Source organism: Cellulomonas fengjieae, assembly GCF_018388465.1.
Lineage (GTDB): Bacteria > Actinomycetota > Actinomycetes > Actinomycetales > Cellulomonadaceae > Cellulomonas > Cellulomonas fengjieae.
In genome coordinates, this window is record NZ_CP074404.1 from 566,546 (window position 1) to 585,108 (window position 18,563).

Consider the following 18,563-nt stretch of genomic DNA (forward strand, 5'->3'; position numbering starts at 1 on the left):
GAAGGAGGAGCAGTGGCACGAGCAGGTCAGCGCGGGTCCGGACGCGCGCGCACTGACCCCGGCGCTCAGCGCCGCCGTGCCCCGCGCCCCACCGAGCAGGGCATCGTCCCCGTGCTCGCCGAGGTCGCCCGCGAGGTCGACCGGGCCGTCCAGCGCCCCCCGACGCGTCCGGCCATCCGCACGAAGTTCCAGGTCGTGGCACTGCTGGTGCGCGAGGAGCGGGCCCGCGTGATGTCCGACGCAGCCCTGTCCTCGGCGCGACGCACCGAGCAGCTCAAGCGGCTCGACGGCGTCGCGACGATGCTCGCACGGACCGCCGCCCGGGACACCTCGCTGCTGGAGCTGCTCGCCGAGGACGCCAAGGTCTCCGACGCGGCACGCGCCTACAAGGCGACCGTCATGCGCGCCGGCGGCCTCGAGCCGCCCGAGGAGCCCGCGCCCGCGGCGCAGGCCACGCCGATGTTCTCCGCGGCGTCCAGCCAGGTGGTGCCCCGGTCGGTGATCTCGCGCCAGCTGGCCAACCCGTTCCTCGCGCCCGACTACGAGGCCGCGGCCAAGCAGACCGCCGCGCGGACCCGTCGGCTGGAGGGCTGGGAGCTGCTCGAGCCGCTCTTCCGGTCGTTCGAGCGGGCGGCCACCGGAGCACCCGCCTGCATGGACCTGCCCGAGCCCCGGCCGGTGTCGACCCCCGTCGGCCGCGAGCTGATGCCGCACCAGGCGCAGGTGGTGACGGCCACGGCCGACGGCCACCGCACGTTCCTGCTCGCCGACGAGCCCGGGCTCGGCAAGACCGCCCAGGCGCTGCTCGCCGCGCAGGCGGCGGACGCCTACCCGCTCCTGGTCGTGGTGCCCAACGTGGTCAAGACCAACTGGGCGCACGAGGTCGGGCTGTGGACACCGTCGCGACGGTCCACGGTCGTCCACGGCGACGGCGAGCAGGTCGACGGGTTCGCCGACGTCGTGATCGTGAACTACGAGCTCCTGGACCGGCACGTCGGCTGGCTCGGCAGCCTCGGCTTCCGCGGGATGGTCGTCGACGAGGCGCACTTCATCAAGAACAAGACGTCGCAGCGCTCGCAGCACGTCCTGGCGCTGTCCGAGCGCGTCCGCGCCCGCACGTTCCGGCCGCTCCTCATGGCGCTGACCGGCACCCCGCTGATCAACGACATCGAGGACTTCCGCGCGATCTGGCAGTTCCTCGGCTGGATCGACGACAAGAAGCCGCTCGGCGCACTGCAGGCCGCCCTCGAGGAGACCGGCCTGACCCCGGCCGACCCCGGGTTCTACGCGGCCGCGCGCACCAGCGTGATCAACATGGGCATCGTGCGTCGTCGCAAGGTCGACGTGGTCGCGGACATCCCCGCCCGCCGGGTCGCGGACCTGCCGGTCGAGCTGGACGGAGCGGTCGGCCGCTCGATCCGCGCCGCCGAGGCCGCGCTCGCCGCCCGGATGGTCCAGCGCTACCGGTCCGCCGTGCAGGTGCGCGACGGTGACGCCGTGGTCGACGGGGCGGACCTCGACCTCGACCTCGCCCGCCGGGTGGCGGCCGCGGAGCTCAAGGACTCGAGCTCGAAGACCGGCGGCGAGAACGTCTTCACGATGGTCCGTCGCATCGGCCAGGCCAAGGCCGGGCTGGCCGCAGACTACGCCGCGCAGCTGGCCCGCAACGTCGGCAAGGTCGTCTTCTTCGCCAAGCACGTCGACGTGATGGACCAGGCCGAGCAGACGTTCGCCGACCGCGGGATCCGCTACGCCTCGATCCGCGGCGACCAGACGCCCCGCGTGCGGGCGAAGAACATCGCCGCGTTCGTCGACGACCCCGAGGTGTCGGTGGTCGTCTGCTCCCTGACCGCCGCCGGCGTGGGGCTGAACCTGCAGGTGGCGTCCAACCTGGTGCTGGCCGAGCTGTCCTGGACCTACGCCGAGCAGACCCAGGCCATCGACCGGGTCCACCGGATCGGCCAGGCCGAGCCCGTCACCGCGTGGCGGATCATTGCCGCGCAGACCATCGACTCCAAGATCGCCGAGCTCATCGACAGCAAGTCGGGCCTGGCGGCGCGGGCACTCGACGGAGCAGGTGACGAGGACGACACGTCGTCCACCGACGTGCAGCTCGAGGCCCTGGTCGGACTGCTCACGGACGCGCTCGCCGCGGAGGGCGTGGACTGACGCCGGCGCGTCAGTCGGTCGTCGCGGCCAACGCCTGCTCGAACCAGCCGCCGGGCGGCACGTCGGGCGGCCGCGGCTCGATGCCGGGGTGTGCCTGGTCCGGCTCGCGGGGCCACAGGATCTCGGTCCTGTCGGCCGCGGCCCGGAGCGCCTCGGCCGCCACGACGACGCGCGACTCGTCGACGCCGAGGCTCGGGCAGGCGACGACGACCACCAGGTCGCCGGGCGGCGGTGCGGGGGTCAGCCACAGGGTGCTCGACCACTCGCGGCCCCCGCCGCCACCCCCGCGGTACACGAGGACCGGCCCGTCGGCGGGGGGCCAGGGCGGGTGCCCGGCGACCACGGTCCGACCGTCGGCGAGCTCGACCCCGACCAGCAACCCGGCGCCGAGCGTGGAGTGCATCGGGTCGGTCGGGTCCGGGTCGAGGCGGCGGCGGATCGCCAGGTCGATCTGCAGCCCCACCGTGTAGCGGGACAGGCCGGCGAGCAGGACCGCGGCGTCGGCGGACCGCCCGATGACGCCGCTCACGCCGACGGCGGCGGGCGCCTCGTTGTCGGGAGCGGTGAACCGGAACCTCTGGTCGAGGTCATCGTCGTCGCCGAACGCCATGGCGGGCTGCATGGACCCGACCCTGGGTGAGTGCGGTCGTCCGCGTCAACGGAATCAGGTCACCGGCGTCACGCCGCCAGGTGGAACGTGCTCGCGAACCGGTCCAGGAGATCGCCGCGCCCGTGCAGCACCTCGACCGCGCCCGTCGCGATCGCCCGCTCCGGGGCGAGCTCGCCGGAGATGAGCCGCAGGATGACCGGGCCTGCGGCGAAGGCGAGGTCCACGGGTGCGTCCCCGCGGGTGACGCCGAGGGTGGCGCCGTCGACCTGGATGACCAGTCCGTCGCCCCCGACGTGCGCCGCGTAGGACGTCGGGGGCAGGTCGGCCGCCACCTCCGGCCGGAAGGCGGTGCGCAGGGTCATGGTCATCGCGGCGGGGGTGATGATCTGCTCGTCGCGCGGCTCGCCCAGCGCCTTGAACCCCCAGGCCCCGAGCGCCAGCACGACGGGCTCGAGCTCGCGGCCGTAGGGGGTGAGCTCGTAGACGATGACGCGCGAGCGTGGTGCCCGGCGGATGACGCCGGCCTCCTGCAGCTCCTTGAGCCGCGCCGCGAGGATGTTGCTCGGGATGCGGGGGAGCCCCGCGGCGAGCTCTCCATAGCGGCGCGGCCCGACGAGCAGGTCACGGACGATCAGCAGGGACCAGCGCTCGCCGACGAGCTCCAGGGCCTGCGTGATGCCGCAGTACTGCCCGTAGTCGCGTGCGGCCACGTCAGGCCTGCTGGCCGGCGAAGGCCTCGGGTCCGGACTCTGCGGCGGAGGGCTCGAAGTAGCCGAAGTCGACGACGTGGCCGTCGGGGTCGGTCAGCTGACGCTGGTACATGAAGCCGTAGTCCGAGGCGGGCTGGTCCTCCGTGCCGCCCGCAGCCAGTCCCTTCGCCACGGTCGCGTCGACCGCCTCCCGGCTGTCGAGGAAGATCGCGATCGACGAGGTCACGCTCGCCGCCGGGTCGCCGACCGGCCGGTCGGAGAAGGTCTGGAAGAAGTCGCGCACCAGGAGCATGAGCGCGCTGTGGTCCTCCTCGACGACGACGCAGGCCGCGTTGTGGTCGGTGAAGAGCGGGTTGATCGTGAAGCCGAGGGCTGTGTAGAACGCCGTGGCGCGCTCCAGGTCGGTCACCGGCAGGTTGACGAACATCGAGGTCATCGTGGTCACCTCTCGGGTGCGGAACGGGACCGTGCTGACACTTGCAAAAAACAAGTGGGGCGTCAAGACCTCGCGGTCGCGATCACCGACGTGAACGCCGCGCCCAGGGAGTCCGCGACGGACGTCGGGTCGTCGAGGTAGCCGTTCACCATCGCCCCGTCGCGCAGGATCATCAGCTGCCTCGCGACGGAGTCGACGTCGCTGACCCCCGCCTCCGCGGCGATCCGGGCGAAGGCGCCCAGCATCCACCGGCGGTGCTCGTCGACGGTCTGCCGGACGGGGTCGGCCGGGTCGGAGAACTCGGCGGCCGCGTTGATGAACGCGCACCCGCGGAAGCCCGGCCGGCAGCTGGCGGAGCCGATGTCGGCGGCGAGCGCGTGCAGCGAGCCCACCGCGTCGCCCGCACGGAACAGGCCGTCGATCCAGGCCCGCTCCCCGGCCGCCTGCTCCCCGAGGTAGGCGACCACCAGGTCGCTCTTGGACCGGAAGTGCCGGTAGAAGGTGACCTTCGTGATGCCGACCTGCTCGATGATCCGGTCGGCGCTCGTGGCGCGGATGCCGTGGGCGTAGAAGAGCTCGTTCGCCGCGCCGAGGATGCGCGCCCTCGTGTCGGCTCCGGTCCCCGTGCGCGTCGCCGGCTCCGTGCTGTCGGCACGCATCTCCTGCTCCTGTCCTGTTCGGCTGGTTGCGCCAGCGCTCGCTGTGAGTCTATGGTCGGCGATGTAGACGAACTAGTAACTCTACATCGCCTCGACCTAGGAGATCTCGTGTCCGCAACCCTGTACACCGCCAGCGCCACCTCGACCGGCGACGGCCGCGCGGGAGGCCGTGCCGTGACCGACGACGGCGTCCTCGACGTGACGCTCGCCATCCCGGCCTCGATGGGTGGCCCCGGTGGGGCGACGAACCCGGAGCAGCTGTTCGCCGCCGGGTGGTCGTCGTGCTTCCACTCCGCCCTCAAGCTCGTGGCCTCGCAGCGCAAGCTCCGGCTCGTGGACTCCTCGGTGGTGGCCGAGGTGTCGATCGCCCCCGGCGCAGGCGGTGGCTTCGCCCTGGAGGCTGCGCTGCGCGTGCACCTGGGCGGCGGCATCGACCTCGAGACCGCCGAGAGCCTGACCGCAGCGGCGCACGAGGTGTGCCCCTACTCCGTCGCGACGCGGGGCAACGTGCCCGTCACCCTCACCACGTCCGTCGGCTAGTTCCACCCACACATCCGCACGAGAGAGAGAAGACCTCCATGACCACGTCCGTCCTCAAGCAGCCGTCGACCATGACGGCGATGCTGCGTCGCCTGTACCTCGTCCGCTTCGCCTTCGCGGTCGTCTGGGCCGCCCTGCTGTTCCTGACGGCGTCCGCGACCGGGCCGTTCCTCACCATCCTGCTCGTCGTCTACCCGCTGGCCGACGCCGCCGCCGTCCTGTGGCAGCTGCGCTCCAAGGACCAGGCGGCCTCGCGAGCCGCGGAGCGCATCAACGTCGCGGTCAGCGTGGCCGTCGCCGTCGCGCTCGGCTGGGCGTCGACCGTCTCCGTCTCGGCCGCCCTCACCGTCTGGGGTGTGTGGGCCGCCGCCGCCGGGCTCGCACAGCTGGCCACCGCGGTGGCACGGCGGAGCTCCGGCGGCCAGGTGCCGCAGATCCTCAGCGGTGCACTCTCGGTGCTGGCCGGCCTCGCCTTCACCGCGCAGGGGATCCAGGGCGCGTCCAGCATCTCCGGCGTGGGCGGCTACGCGATCCTCGGCGGGGTCTTCTTCCTGATCTCGGCGCTGCGCCTCGGCGCCCTGCAGCGGAGGGCCTCATGACCGACTACGACCTGATCGTGATCGGCGCGGGCCCGGTCGGGGAGAACGTCGCCGACTACGCGACCAAGCGGGGTGTCCGGGCGGCGATCGTCGAGGCCGAGCTCGTCGGTGGCGAGTGCTCGTACTGGGCGTGCATGCCGTCCAAGGCGCTCCTGCGCAGCGGGCACGCGATCCGTGCGGCCCGACGGCTCGCCGGTGCGCGCGAGGCGGTCGGGGGAGCCCTCGACGCGTCGGCGGTCCTGGCCCGGCGCTCGTCGTTCACCGACCAGTGGCGCGACGACGGCCAGGTCGCGTGGCTGGAGTCCGCGGGCATCGACCTCATCCGCGGCCGCGGCCGGCTCACCGGTCCGGGCCAGGTCACGGTCGACGGACGGACCTACTCCGCCCGGGCGGTCGCCCTGGCCACGGGCTCGGTGCCGGTCCTGCCCGACATCCCGGGCCTGGCCGCCGCCGCGCCGTGGGGCACGCGGGAGGCGACCGCAGCCGACCACGTCCCCGAGCGGCTCACCATCATCGGCGGGGGCGTGGCCGGTACCGAGCTCGCCTACGCATTCACCTCCCTGGGCTCACGAGTCACGGTGCTGTCCCGGGCGGGACTCCTGGACCGCGAGGAGCCCTTCGTCGGGGAGCACGTCGCCGCGGCCCTGGCCGTTGAGGGGGTCGACGTGCGGCTGGGTGCCGTGCCCGTGCGCGTCGACCGCGACCCGCACGGGACCGTCCGCGTCGTCCTGGCGGACGGCACCGAGGTCCTGGCCGACGAGCTCCTGGTCTCGACCGGACGCCGCCCCAGCACGGGCGACCTGGGCCTCGACGTCGTCGGGATCGACCCGGGTGCCGTGCTGAAGGTGGACGAGACCATGCTCGTCGCGGGCACGGACTGGCTCTACGCGGCGGGCGACGTGAACGGCCGAGCGCTGCTCACCCACCAGGGCAAGTACCAGGCGCGGGCGGCGGGCGAGGTGATCGCCGCCCGGCTGCACGGTCACCCGGTGGCCGACCAGCCGTGGGGAGCCCACGCGGCCACCGCGGACGAGGTGGCTGTACCGCGCGTGGTGTTCTCCGACCCCGAGGTGGCCGCCGTGGGGTTCACCGAGGCCCAGGCGCGGGGCCGGGGCCTCACCGTCCGGGCCGTGGAGTACGACCTCGGCCAGGTCGCCGGCGCCAAGCTCCACGCGGACGGCTACTCCGGCCGCGCCAAGCTGGTCGTCGACGAGGACCGGGGAGTGGTGGTCGGAGCGACCTTCGTCGGCCAGGACGTCGCCGAGCTCCTGCACGCCGCGACCATCGCGATCGTCGGCGAGGTCCCGGTCCACCGGCTGTGGCACGCCGTACCCGCCTACCCCACGATCAGCGAGGTGTGGCTCCGGCTGCTCGAGGCCTACGGCCGACCGACCGCGTAGGGATCACCGTCGGGAACCCCGCGCAGCCGCGGCGGCTACCGGCCGACGATGCTCTGGACCTCGGCGACGGGGATCTCGGCGGTCGCGGTCAGGGTCTGGGACGGGAGCGGGGTGGGGGTGGCGTCGAGCGACGACGTCCACGACGCGGTCCAGGTGGCCCGGGCCGTCAGCGTGGTGGTCCGCTGGGACTGGCCGGTCTTGACCGGCTGGTTCGCCGTCGACCGGAGGAAGGTGATCGCGCACGTCGTGGACGTCGCCCCCTCCGACCAGGGGGTGCCGGCGTCGGGGCAGTGCACCGTGTCCGCCGCCGGGGCGGACGCCTCGAGGCCCGACAGCACGGCATCCACCTGCGCCCAGGTCCCGGGGATCTCGGCGCGGACCGTGACCGTGGTCGGCGCGTCCTCGACCCACAGCCACGTGCTCGCGCCGACCACCGTGGCCCCCGACCCGGCCAGCGACGGGTTCCACCTGATCGTGCCGGTGGGCAGGTCCATCGCGTCCGACGCCACCTGCGCCAGGACCTCCGGGTCCACCACGACCTCGGTCGCGGGCGGGGTGTCGGTCGGGCCCACCCAGACCGCGGGATGGCTGAGCACGTAGCGGGTGGCCTCGTCGCTAGGGATGTCGTACCGGCACTCCGCCTCGTACCAGTGGCCCTCGGTGTCCGTGGCGTGGGACTCGAAGTCCTTGTGCAGCAGGCCCTGCGCCGCGAACGCATCGAGCGTCGGGGCCTGGCGGGCGGGACCGCCCGGCTTCCAGTACTCGTAGTACTCGAACCCGGTCATGCCCTGCCCGTACCAGCACGACGGCAGCACCCGGACCGACCTCGACGGGCTCGTGAACTGACGGCCCGACGACGTCGACCCGGACTGCGAGACCGTGACCTCCACGCCCTCGCCGGCGGCCACGGGCGTGACGGCAGGAGGAGTCGCCGGTGCGGGGTCCTCGTCACGTCCACCGGCCTGCGCGACGCCCGGGACCAGCACGATGAGCGCGGCGATCCCCAGGACCGCAGGCCGGCGCCTCAGCACGTGCCTGCGCCGGTCTCGCTGGTCAGCACGGTCCACCGCTGCTCACCGGCCACCCGGGCGAGCGTCATCTGCTTGGGCACCAGGTCCGGCCCCAGCTCCTCCGGGGTGAGCGCGCGGCCGTCCTCGGTGGCGGTCGTGTCCGAGAAGTCCCGGCACACGGCTGCGCTCGCTGTGTCGCCGTCGACGACGATCGAGTCGATGCGCACATGCATCGTGCCGTCGATGACCCACTTGTCCGCGACGTTCGACTGGACCAGCGTCGTCACGCGTTGCTGGAGCTCAGGAGACGCGAGCAGGCTCATCGCCGGGCTGATGGCGTTCGTGGTGAGCGTGCGCCAGTACTCCTTCTCGTACGTGGCGGCCCAGTTGTAGACCTGCGCGTCGTCACCACCCAGCTCGGGGACGTCGTCGAGGACGATGCCCAGCTCGAGGTCGGAGCCCTCGACGATCCCGGACGGCGACGGCGTCGGGGTGGGGGTCGGCGACGGAGCGGCAGTCGCGGACGAGGTCGGCGCGGGCGGGTCGGCCTCCTGCGTGGAGCACCCGGCCAGGACCGCGATCGAGAGTGCTGTACCGACGACGACTGCTGCTCGTCGCATTCGTGCCTCCGCTCATCGAAGTGACGGCACCGTACCGAACAAACCGGACCCCGGGGGTGCCGTCGTGACCATTGCCCCCGATCGCCGACCTTGATGTGGCGCGGTGCCCGGCTGGCGCACGGTCAGCGAGGGCCGGCTCCGACGGCCGACCGGCCACCTGGGGAGCCGGCCTCGACGGGGCTGCCCGGCCCCGCACGGCCGGGTGACGCCTGAGCGGGGACGTCGGTCCGCGGCTCCCGTCCGTCCAGCACGGCGTGCAGCCCGCCCGTGAGCACCACCGCCAGGGTGGGGACCCAGTTCGACCCGTCCGGGAACGCGAGCAGCGTCCCGACGGCGGCGAGGTACATGTTCGCGAGCCCCGAGCTGGACCGCAGGCCGCGCAGGGCGACGTCCGCGGCGCGCACGACGCGGGGGCTGTCGGCGCCGTCTGCGAGGTGGAGGGTCGCGCCGTCCCGGATGGCGCCGGCGTACCCGAGCATCCCGAAGCCGAGGACGCCGAGGACCACGACCAGCGCCGCGGTGCGCCACCACGACCCGTCGAGCACGGTGAGGGTCGCGGGCACGGCGAGCAGCACGCCGAGCGCCATCGCCACCAGGTCCCCGGTCGGCACGCGGGCCAGGTCGAAGCCGCCGGCCGCCGAGCGGACACCGGACCGGTTGGCCAGCGCCCAGAGCGCGATGGGCAGCAGGACCATCCACAGCATGGCGTAGTCGCGGATCATCACCGCGAAGAAGAGCCCGAGCGCCACGCCGACCACGAGCCCGAGGGCCTGCAGGGCGATCCGTGCCGTCCACCGGCGGGCCGTCGAGGGTGCGGACGGGGAGGGGTGGCGCGCAGACACGCGGTGAGGATACGTGCGTGCAGGTGGCCGGCCGGCACGACATAGTGCGGGGAGGTCTCCGTGGAGGGACCGACACCGGAGGCGCACCGTGCGACATGCCCGACCCGTGGCCGCCATCGCGCTCGCGGTCCTCACCGTGGCCCTGGCCGGGTGCGCCGGTCAGCAGTCCGACGACGAGCCGCCGGCCGCGACCCCGACGGCCGCGACCTCGCCGGCCGCGACCCCGGCGGCCGGGGTGGACTGCGGCACCGCCGACGTGCTCGACGCGCTCGAGGGTGGCGGCGGCTACCCCGACGACGCCAAGGCGCCGCCCCCGCTGCCCGCCGACCTGGACCCGGTCGCCGTGGTCTGGTGCCGCGGCGAGCCCGTCGGGTCGCCCGACGCCGTCGTCCAGCAGGTCACCTTCGACGACGGCATCGCGCCCGTGCTCGAGGCGCTGGCGCAGCCCACCGAGACGCCCGGCGGAGCGGACGTCATGTGCACCCTGGACTTCGAGTACAAGCCGGTGGTCTTCCTGGTGGACGACGCCGGGCGGTCGGTGCGCGCCTACTGGCCGGTCGACGTCTGCGACAAGACCCTCGCGGGCGCCGGGAACCTGATGGCGGGTCTCACCCCGACCTCCGTCGTCGACGTCGAGCGCACCTGACGCTCAGCGCGCCGGCCCGAACCAGGTGGGCAGGTGGGCACACAGGTCGTCCTGGTCGTCGCCGATCCAGACGACGTGCCCGTCCGGCCGGAGCAGGACGGCGGGCGCATCGAGCTCGGAGCTGACGTCCGCGACGTGGTCGACGCGATCGGTCCACCCGGCAACCGAGAGCGCGCCCGTCTGGTCGAGCAGGAGCCCGCGTCCGCGGCGGGTCAGGTCGTAGAGCCGCCCGCGGGAGAGCGGGAGGTCGCGCAGACGTCGGCCCAGCAGCGCGGGCCCGTCGCCGACGTCGTAGCGGATCCCCGTCCCGGCGATCTTCTCGGCCAGGAACCGGCTGACGTCCTCGAAGTCCATCAGCTCGGTGAGCAGCCGCCGCGGCGCCTGCGGGCCGGGCTCGGGGGAGAGCAGCTCGCTCTGGGCGCGCGTCAGGCTCAGCACCTCCCCGGCGACCGGCCGCCGCTCGGCGGCGTAGGTGTCCAGCAGGGCGTCCGGTGCCCACCCCTCGACCTCGGCGGCGAGCTTCCACCCCAGGTTGAACGCGTCCTGGATGCCGAGGTTCAGCCCCTGACCCCCCAGCGGCGGGTGCACGTGAGCGGCGTCGCCGGCGAGCAGGACCCGGCCCACCCGGTACCGCTCGGCCAGGCGGGTGGCATCGGTGAACCGGGACAGCGACCGCGGCGAGTGGACCCCGAAGTCGGTGCCCGCGTACGCCCGCAGCTGCGCCCGGAACTCCTCGAGGGTCGGCGGGACCGAGCGGTCCTCGGACACGCTCGACGCCGGCACGACGCCGCGGTGCAGGCCGTCGCCGCTGGGACCGATGCCGAACCCCTTGTGCGTCCGGCGGACGCGGTTCGAGATCTCGGTCAGCTCGTCGGTCGGCATGGTGACCCGGACCTCGCCGAGGATCCACTCGGTCGACGCCGGCTCGCCCGGGAAGTCGATCCCGAGCAGGCGCCGCACCAGGCTGCGTCCGCCGTCGCAACCGACCAGCCAGCGCGACCGCAGCCGGGAGCCGTCGGCCAGCTCGACGTCCACCCCGTCGTCGTCCTGGTCCAGCCCCGTCACCTCGGCGCCGCGGCGGATCTGCGCCCCGAGCTCGGCGGCGTGCTCGGTCAGCAGGCGGTCGGTGACGGGCTGGGGAATGCCGAGGACGTAGTCGTGCGCGGTGTCCAGCGGTACCGGGGGCTTCTCGATGGCGGCGAACCGGCCGACGCCGCTGGGGTACGTCTGCCCGTGCGCGAGGAATCGGTCCAGGAGCCCGCGTTGGTCCAGGATCTCGATGCTGCGCGGGTGGAGTCCGAGCGAACGGACCGCCGGGCTCGGCTCGGCATCCCGCTCCAGGACCAGCACGTCCACGCCGTGCAGACGCAGCTCACCGGCCAGCATCATCCCGGTCGGCCCGCCGCCGCTGATGAGCACGTCGATCATGGATCTCCCTCGTCGGATGCGTCGCGCACCGCGGGTCCGCGCCGCGGCCGACCATCCTGGCGGCGGGTGGGGGGCTTGTGGGAAGCCCCCGGGGGAGCTATACCTTGAAGGTGGCGAGGAGATCCGTTCTCCTCGCCTTTCGCATGCGCGGGGTATTCGGGCGGATCGCCCCCCAGGTTCCCTTTTGCCCGTCCCGGGGCATACTCGATGTATCGCGCCATTCTGTGGCGCGGTTCCGTGCGACCGGGGGGACGCCATGGACAAGAGCTTGCGACGGCTGCGGCGCTTCGGCGCGGCCCTGCTCTCGGCGGTGCTCGCGCTGGCCTTCCTGGCCCTCGGCGCGGCGCCGTCCCAGGCGCGCGGCCCCGGTGCCGTGCCGATGGTGGTCCCGCCCGCGACCGGCAACAACGCCGTCATCACGGTCCAGGTCGGAGCAGACCGGCAGGGCACCCGGGGTGTCTCGGGCCTGGCCGGAGTCACCCTCCAGCTCTACGACGGCGGCACCACCGGCCCGACCACCCCGGTCGCCGACGCCTGGGCCACGTGCACCTCGGACGCCGACGGCGACTGCAGCTTCGTCGTTCCCAACACCCAGTCCGGCATTTTCGGTTGCTTCGGCGCCGCCGCGGGGGCCAACTGCGACCGCAGGTTCTGGATCGTGCAGACCGGTGTGCCGGACGGCTTCACGCAGAACTCGACGCTGCGCACGGGCAACGGCAACGGCACCGGTTCACAGCTGACGCCCTACCAGTTCCGCACCGGCACCACGCTGCGCGCGGGGAACACCTATACCTCGAGCTCGGACTTCATGGTCGGGACGGGGTCGACCAACCGCAGCGCCTCCGGCGGCATCTGGCAGCAGTCCCGGACCAATCCCCCGCCCGTGCAGTCGTGCGGCCTGCGCGTGGCACTCGTCCTCGACCTGTCGGGATCCGTGACGTCGCCCCAGCTGGCGGCACTGAAGTCTGCCTCCGACACGTTCGTCGACGCCCTGACCGGCACGCCGTCGGAGGCCGCCCTCTTCTCGTTCTCGACCGCGACGCCCGCCCTCGGGGCCACGCAGAACTACCCCGGCCTGTCGCCCATCTCCACGCCGGCCGCTGCGGCCGAGTTCAAGGCGCGCTACGCGTCGTGGACGTCGCAGGGCGGGACCAACTGGGACCGCGGGCTCGCGGCCCCGGCGGAGGCGGCGGCGGAGTACGACGTCGCCATCGTCATCACCGACGGGGACCCCACCTACTACAACCAGCCCGCCGAGGGTCCCGGCAACTTCACCCGTCTCCGGGAGATGGAGAACGGCATCTTCTCGGCCAACGCGCTCAAGGCGCAGGGCACCCGGGTCCTGGCCGTCGGCGTCGGTGCCGGCGTGAGCGACGCCGCGACCGCACAGAACCTGCGGGCCATCTCCGGCCCCACGGCCTACGACGGCACCAACTCCCAGGCGGCCGACTACTACCAGGTGACCGACTACTCCGCCGTCGGGCAGGCGCTGCGCCAGCTCGCTCTGGGCGAGTGCGCGGGGTCGCTGTCGGTGGTCAAGCAGATCGTCGACTCCAGCGGCGACCTGTCCACCGCAACCCCGGGTGGTGCCGGTTGGACCTTCGACGCGTCGACGGCGACCACTGGTGTCACCATCGCGAACCCGAGCGCGACGACGGACTCCTCGAGCGCGGTCAACTTCCCGCTCACCTATGGCGGCGGTGTGACCTCCGGAGCGATCGAGGTCCAGGAGCAACCCCAGACGGGCACCACGCTGTTCCCCGTGGACGGCGCCAACGCGGTCTGCACCGACCTCGACACCGACCAGCCGTTGACCGTCACCAACGCGGAACCCACCGGGTTCACCGTGGACGTGCCGAGCACGGACGCGGTCACCTGCACGGTCTACAACCAGGTCGCCGCGCCTGCGTCGGTGACCGTGGACAAGGAGTGGGCGATCAACGGCGCCGCGCCAGTGCCGGAAGGTAGCCAGCCCGCGGGCTTCACCTCACAGCTGACGCTGACCGGCCCCGACGGCGCGGCCGCGAGCAACCAGCCCTGGCGGGTCACGCGCTCGGGCTACGTCGCGGGGGACGCGGTCACCATCGACGAGCAGGTCACGCTGCAGGCGCCCGACATCGACGCCGACCTCTGCACGGTCTCGACGCCGCAGATCGTGGAGATCGACGGCGCCGTGGTGACCCCCGTACCCGTCCCGCAAGGGGGGTACGCGGCGACGCTGATCGAGGGGGCCAACACCTTCACCATCCGCAACACGGTCACCTGCGAGTCGCGGCTGACCCTCGCCAAGAACGTCGAGGGCGCCGCCGACCCGGCCCTCTGGACGCTGGACGCACTACCGACCGCTGCCGGGAGCCAGCTGCCGGGACCGAGCGGCCAGGCGGGCAGCACCGGCGTGACCGACGTGTCGGTGACCGCCGGGATCGCCTACCAGCTCGCGGAGTCCGGAGGCCCGGCGACGTACCTCCAGGTGGACCAGAGGTCCGACCTGCAGACCTATCCGCTGGCCACCGGGTCGTGGAACTGCATCCGGATCGATGCTGAGGGCAACCAGGTCTCCGGCTTCGCCGACGGGCTCAACGGTGGGGTCACCGTCCCGATCGCCGAGCGGGTCAGCTGCACGGCGACCAACCAGACCGCACAGCTCGTGCTCGCCAAGGAGGTCAACAACACCGCCGGCGGCACCGCCGTCGCCTCCGACTTCACGCTGCGCGCCGTGCCGAGCACGACGCCGCCGGTCACCGGGCTGTCCGACGTCGAGGTGCCGGGCGCCGCGCAGGCCGACGCGCAGGTGGTGGAGATCCGGCCCGACCACACCTACACGTTGGACGAGACCGGCCCGGCCGGGTACGGCCTCACCGACCTGCAGTGCACCATCGACGGCGTCCTGCAGCCGGTCACCGAGGTCACCGTCGGCCGCGGCGAGACGGTCGTGTGCGACTTCGTAAACACCGACAACCCGGCGCAGCTGACGCTGCGCAAGAGCGTCGAGGCGGGGGCGACCGGAGCCACCGAGGTGCCTGCGGACTGGACGCTCACCGCTACCCCGCAGGACATCGAGGACCAGGAGCCGGTCTCCGGCAACGGTGCCGACGGCGTCACCGACGAGGAGGTCGCCGCCGGGCCGTACGCGCTCACCGAGTCGACCATCGCGGGCTTCGACGCGCAGGAGTGGGCGTGCGTCGACGCGGGTGGCGAGGACGTCACCGTCGACGCGGGCGTGGTGACCCTGGAGAACGGGTCGGACGTCACGTGCACCATCGCGAACGTCGCCGTGCAGCCCACGCTGACGCTCGTGAAGGAGGTCACGAACGACGACGGCGGCTCGGCGGTCGTGGGCGACTGGATCCTGACCGCCGACGGGCCCACGCCCGTGACCGGGGCGACCGGGGACACCGAGATCACCGGCGCCCCCGTCGCGATCGGCAGCTACGCGCTCAGCGAGGACGGGCCCGCGGGCTACACGCCGGGCGAGTGGGCCTGCGCGGCCGACACGACCGACCTGCCCGTGGCGGACGGCGCGGTCGAGATCGGCCTCGGGCAGGACGTCACCTGCACGATCACGAACGACGACCAGCCCGCGCAGCTCACGCTCCGCAAGGCCGTCGAGCCCGGGACGACCGGTGCGACGCAGACGCCGGCCGACTGGACCCTGACGGCCGACGGTCCCGACACCGTCTCCGGCAACGGTGCCGACGGAGTCACGGACGCGCCCGTCGCCGCGGGTTCCTATGCGCTGTCGGAGTCGACGGTCGCCGGCTTCGACGCCGGTGCCTGGGGGTGCGTCGACGCGAGCGGGACGGTGCCGGTCACCGACGACGAGGTGGTCCTGACCAGCGGCGCCGACGTCACGTGCACGATCACGAACACGGCCCAGCAGCCCACGCTGACGCTGGTCAAGCTGCTGACCACGGACCAGGGCGGATCGGCGGTGGTCGGGGACTGGACGCTGACCGCGACCGGGCCCACGACCGGGGTGACCGGCGCGACCGGCGACCCGGAGGTCACCGACGCCCCCGTCGCCATCGGCAGCTACGCCCTCGCGGAGGAAGGACCCGCGGGGTACACCGCCGGGGAATGGGCGTGCGAGGCGGGCGGGACGGCGCTCACCGTCACGGACGGCGCCGTGGACATCGGTCTCGGGCAGGACGTCACCTGCACGATCGAGAACGACGACCAGCCGGCGCTGCTGACGCTGCGCAAGGTCGTCGACGTGGGCGCCACCGGGGCCACCGCGGAGCCGGCGGACTGGACGGTCCGGGCGGCACCCGAGGACATCCCCGGCCAGGACATCGTCGAGGGCGACGGTGCGGACGGCGTCACCGACGTGGCCGTCTTCGCGGGTCCGTACGCACTGTCGGAGTCGTTCGTCGACGGCTTCAGCGCGGGGACGTGGGGGTGCGTCGACGCGGCCGGCGCTTCCGTCGTGGTCGACCAGGGCACCGTGACCCTGACCAGCGGCGCCGACGTCACCTGCACGATCACCAACACCGCGGTGCCCTCCACGCTGACGCTCACCAAGCTCGTCACCAACGACGACGGCGGGACAGCGGACGCGCGCGACTGGGTCCTCGTCGCGATCGGCCCCACGACCAGCCGGGCCGGGGCGACGGGCGACGACGACATCACGTCGGCCCCGGTCGAGGTGGGCCGCCACGCAATCTCGGAGTCCGGCGGGCCGACGGGGTACACGACGAACGACTGGACCTGCGCGGACGGCGACACCGACCTGCCGGTCGAGTCCGGGTCGGTCCTCATCGGGCTCGGGCAGGACGTGACCTGCACGGTCCTCAACGACGACCAGCCGGGCACGCTCACGCTGGTCAAGGAGGTCGTGAACGACGGCGGGGGGACGGCCGAGGTCACCGACTGGACCCTTGTGGCCGACGGGCCGACCCCGGGGATCTCCGGCCAGACCGGAAGCGCTGCCGTCACCGGGGTCGACGTGTCGGCCGGGAGCTACACGCTGTCCGAGGCCGACGGGCCGTCGGGCTACAGCGCCTCACCATGGACCTGCACGGGCGGCACCGTGACCGGCGACATCGTGACCGTCGCCAACGGCGAGGAGGTGACCTGCACGATCACCAACCGGTTCCAGCCGCCGCTCCTCACCCTGGTCAAGCAGGTGGTCAACGACGGCGGGGGGACGGCGGTCGCGACGGACTGGACCCTGGCCGCCGACGGCCCGGTGCCGGTCTCCGGCACGACCGGGAGCACGGCCGTCACGGGCGCAGCGGTCGCACCGGGGACGTACACCCTGTCCGAGTCGGGTCCCGCGGGCTACGTCGGCACGGGCTGGGCGTGCGAGAACCGGGGCGCGCCGGTCACCCTCGACGGTGCCGACCTCGACCTCGCCGCCGGCGACGACGTGATCTGCACCGTGACCAACGTCTTCACGCCGGCCCAGGTGAGCACCTGGACCGCGGAGAAGTCGAGCGACCCGCCGTCCGGCACGCAGGTGGATCCGGGCGAGGTCATCACGTACACGGTCCGGGCGGGCATCGTGACCGGGGACCGCGCGGCCGGCGTCGTGATCACCGACGACCTCTCGGACGTCCTGGACGACGCCAGGCTGGTCGCCGGCAGCATCCGGGCGAGCGCCGGGACGGCGACCCTGTCCGGGACGCAGCTCACCTGGACCATCGGGACGCTCGAGGGCGTCCAGGCGCTGATCTACCAGGTGCGGGTCGACGACGACGTGAACGGGGACGTGCTGCGCAACGTGGTGACGGCTCCGGGGGCGCTGCCGTGCCCGCCGGAGGGGACGGCACTCGGTGCCGCGGCCGTCGGCGAGGACGACTGCCGGAGCACCACCCACCTGACCCCGACGGCACCGGGGACGACGTGGGGCGGCGGATGGCTGTCGGACACCGGCGGGCCGGAGCCGTGGCTCGGGATCGTCGCGCTCGGGCTGCTGGCGACCGGTGCCGCGATGCGCTGGGGCACGCGGCGAGGCGCCCGGGTGCCCCCCGAGGGGTGAGGGGCCGCTCTGGCACCGCTGTCGGACCCCGGGTGTAGAAAAGGAGCGACCACTCACCGGTGCCCGGCGGGGAGACAGCCATGACCACCTTCACCCGGTCCGACGACCTGCGTGCCTCCGAGTTCCGCGGCGTGGACCTCACCGGCGCCCGGTTCGTCGGCTCGGACCTGTCCCGCGTGGTGATGCGCGGGGTCGACGTGGACGGCGCGGACATCGACGCGCCCTGGCTCCCCGGTGCCGACGGCTTCCGGATCAACGGCGTCGACGTCGTCGGGTTCGTCGAGGCCGAGCTGGACCGCCGCTTCCCCGGTCGCGCCGAGCGGTTCGCCGCCGACCCCGAGGGCCTGCGAGCCGCCTGGGCCACGCTCCAGCGCACCTGGGACGCCACGCTCGAGCAGGCCGCGGGGATGCCGGCGGGGACGGTCGACGTGTCGGTCGACGGGGAGTGGTCCTTCGCGCAGACGCTGCGTCACCTGGTGATGGCGACCGACACCTGGCTGGGCCGGGCGATCCTGCGGCTGGACCAGCCGTACCACCCGCTCGGCCAGCCCAACTCGGGGGCGGACGGCGACGGCCTGGACCTGTCGCTGTTCACCACGGGCACGCCGCCGTACGCCCAGGTGCTCGAGGCGCGGGCCGACCGCGTGGCGATGGTGCGGGACCTCCTCGCCGCGGTCACCTCGGACGACCTCGACGCGCCGTGCGTCAACCCCTGGGATCCCCGGCAGCCGGAGACCACCCGATCCTGCCTGCACACGATCCTGGAGGAGGAGTGGGAGCACCTCCGCTACGCCGTCCGCGACCTCGACGCGATCGAGGCGACTGCGGGCGCCTGAGTCCCGGCCGCACACGGGCGGCCTCGGCGGAAACCGCTCGGCGGCCACCCTCTGCTCGGTGCGGCACGCGATCGGGTG

General features: G+C 73.4%; 15 protein-coding genes. 7 read left to right on the forward strand and 8 right to left on the reverse strand.

The window, feature by feature from the left end; all coding sequences use genetic code 11:
- Nucleotides 1-12 precede the first annotated feature (12 nt).
- On the forward strand, nt 13-2,169 hold the full coding sequence (locus KG102_RS02690) for a DEAD/DEAH box helicase (protein ID WP_208290563.1): 2,157 nt from the start codon (nt 13-15) through the stop codon (nt 2,167-2,169).
- A gap of 10 nt (nt 2,170-2,179) precedes the next feature.
- Here the strand turns inward: KG102_RS02690 and KG102_RS02695 are convergent, their stop codons facing one another.
- From KG102_RS02695 to KG102_RS02710, 4 genes are all read right to left on the reverse strand, one after another.
- Complete coding sequence (locus tag KG102_RS02695; protein ID WP_208290562.1) at nt 2,180-2,791, reverse strand: hypothetical protein; 612 nt, start codon at nt 2,789-2,791, stop codon at nt 2,180-2,182.
- Between the two features lie 56 nt (nt 2,792-2,847).
- On the reverse strand, nt 2,848-3,489 hold the full coding sequence (locus KG102_RS02700; RefSeq protein WP_208290561.1) for a winged helix-turn-helix transcriptional regulator: 642 nt from the start codon (nt 3,487-3,489) through the stop codon (nt 2,848-2,850).
- 1 nt (nt 3,490) lies between these two features.
- Nucleotides 3,491-3,925 (reverse strand): VOC family protein, encoded by a 435-nt coding sequence (locus KG102_RS02705; RefSeq protein WP_208210000.1) that lies wholly within the window; start codon nt 3,923-3,925, stop codon nt 3,491-3,493.
- Between the two features lie 62 nt (nt 3,926-3,987).
- Complete coding sequence (locus KG102_RS02710; RefSeq protein ID WP_208209999.1) at nt 3,988-4,584, reverse strand: TetR/AcrR family transcriptional regulator; 597 nt, start codon at nt 4,582-4,584, stop codon at nt 3,988-3,990.
- A 108-nt stretch (nt 4,585-4,692) separates the two neighbouring features.
- Here KG102_RS02710 and KG102_RS02715 point away from each other — a divergent pair, with 108 nt between their 5' ends.
- The 3 genes from KG102_RS02715 to KG102_RS02725 are packed head-to-tail and all read left to right on the forward strand — an operon-like array spanning nt 4,693 to nt 7,123.
- On the forward strand, nt 4,693-5,124 hold the full coding sequence (locus KG102_RS02715) for an organic hydroperoxide resistance protein (RefSeq protein ID WP_249667442.1): 432 nt from the start codon (nt 4,693-4,695) through the stop codon (nt 5,122-5,124).
- 38 nt (nt 5,125-5,162) lie between these two features.
- Nucleotides 5,163-5,723 (forward strand): hypothetical protein, encoded by a 561-nt coding sequence (locus tag KG102_RS02720; protein ID WP_208290560.1) that lies wholly within the window; start codon nt 5,163-5,165, stop codon nt 5,721-5,723.
- Nucleotides 5,720-7,123 carry a dihydrolipoyl dehydrogenase family protein gene (locus KG102_RS02725; protein ID WP_208290559.1) on the forward strand — a complete coding sequence of 468 codons (1,404 nt, stop codon included), beginning with the start codon at nt 5,720-5,722 and terminating at the stop codon, nt 7,121-7,123. The genes KG102_RS02720 and KG102_RS02725 overlap by 4 nt, the downstream gene beginning before the upstream one ends.
- 35 nt (nt 7,124-7,158) lie before the next feature.
- On the opposite strand, the gene KG102_RS02730 is transcribed toward KG102_RS02725, so the two are convergent.
- The 3 genes from KG102_RS02730 to KG102_RS02740 all read right to left on the reverse strand — a co-directional run bounded on the left by KG102_RS02730 (nt 7,159) and on the right by KG102_RS02740 (nt 9,595).
- Nucleotides 7,159-8,154 carry a hypothetical protein gene (locus KG102_RS02730; protein ID WP_213363026.1) on the reverse strand — a complete coding sequence of 332 codons (996 nt, stop codon included), beginning with the start codon at nt 8,152-8,154 and terminating at the stop codon, nt 7,159-7,161.
- Nucleotides 8,148-8,753: a hypothetical protein gene (locus tag KG102_RS02735; RefSeq protein WP_208290557.1), complete on the reverse strand. Its 606-nt coding sequence runs from the start codon at nt 8,751-8,753 to the stop codon at nt 8,148-8,150. The genes KG102_RS02730 and KG102_RS02735 overlap by 7 nt, the downstream gene beginning before the upstream one ends.
- Nucleotides 8,754-8,875: 122 nt before the next feature.
- On the reverse strand, nt 8,876-9,595 hold the full coding sequence (locus KG102_RS02740) for a hypothetical protein (RefSeq protein ID WP_208290556.1): 720 nt from the start codon (nt 9,593-9,595) through the stop codon (nt 8,876-8,878).
- Nucleotides 9,596-9,683: 88 nt separating this feature from the next.
- Between KG102_RS02740 and KG102_RS02745 the strand changes: the two genes are divergently transcribed.
- Nucleotides 9,684-10,241 (forward strand): hypothetical protein, encoded by a 558-nt coding sequence (locus tag KG102_RS02745; protein WP_208290555.1) that lies wholly within the window; start codon nt 9,684-9,686, stop codon nt 10,239-10,241.
- Between the two features lie 3 nt (nt 10,242-10,244).
- Here the strand turns inward: KG102_RS02745 and rox are convergent, their stop codons facing one another.
- Nucleotides 10,245-11,669, reverse strand: coding sequence for a rifampin monooxygenase (gene rox, locus KG102_RS02750; protein WP_208290554.1), 1,425 nt, complete (start codon nt 11,667-11,669; stop codon nt 10,245-10,247).
- Between the two features lie 256 nt (nt 11,670-11,925).
- Here rox and KG102_RS02755 point away from each other — a divergent pair, with 256 nt between their 5' ends.
- Both KG102_RS02755 and KG102_RS02760 read left to right on the forward strand, forming a co-directional pair.
- On the forward strand, nt 11,926-17,649 hold the full coding sequence (locus KG102_RS02755) for a DUF7927 domain-containing protein (RefSeq protein WP_208290553.1): 5,724 nt from the start codon (nt 11,926-11,928) through the stop codon (nt 17,647-17,649).
- Nucleotides 17,650-17,729: 80 nt separating this feature from the next.
- Entirely contained in the window at nt 17,730-18,485 is a 756-nt protein-coding gene (locus KG102_RS02760) for a DinB family protein (RefSeq protein ID WP_208290552.1), read from the forward strand.
- The last annotated feature ends 78 nt before the right edge of the window (nt 18,486-18,563 follow it).

Bases quoted from the DNA above. Each gene is read 5' to 3' on its own strand.
- KG102_RS02695 (WP_208290562.1), bottom strand. From the start codon at position 2,791: ATGCAGCCCGCCATGGCGTTCGGCGACGACGATGACCTCGACCAGAGG.
- KG102_RS02705 (WP_208210000.1), bottom strand. From the start codon at position 3,925: ATGACCTCGATGTTCGTCAACCTGCCGGTGACCGACCTGGAGCGCGCC.
- KG102_RS02710 (WP_208209999.1), bottom strand. From the start codon at position 4,584: ATGCGTGCCGACAGCACGGAGCCGGCGACGCGCACGGGGACCGGAGCC.
- KG102_RS02720 (WP_208290560.1), top strand. From the start codon at position 5,163: ATGACCACGTCCGTCCTCAAGCAGCCGTCGACCATGACGGCGATGCTG.
- KG102_RS02725 (WP_208290559.1), top strand. From the start codon at position 5,720: ATGACCGACTACGACCTGATCGTGATCGGCGCGGGCCCGGTCGGGGAG.
- KG102_RS02735 (WP_208290557.1), bottom strand. From the start codon at position 8,753: ATGCGACGAGCAGCAGTCGTCGTCGGTACAGCACTCTCGATCGCGGTC.
- rox (WP_208290554.1), bottom strand. From the start codon at position 11,669: ATGATCGACGTGCTCATCAGCGGCGGCGGGCCGACCGGGATGATGCTG.
- KG102_RS02755 (WP_208290553.1), top strand. From the start codon at position 11,926: ATGGACAAGAGCTTGCGACGGCTGCGGCGCTTCGGCGCGGCCCTGCTC.
- KG102_RS02760 (WP_208290552.1), top strand. From the start codon at position 17,730: ATGACCACCTTCACCCGGTCCGACGACCTGCGTGCCTCCGAGTTCCGC.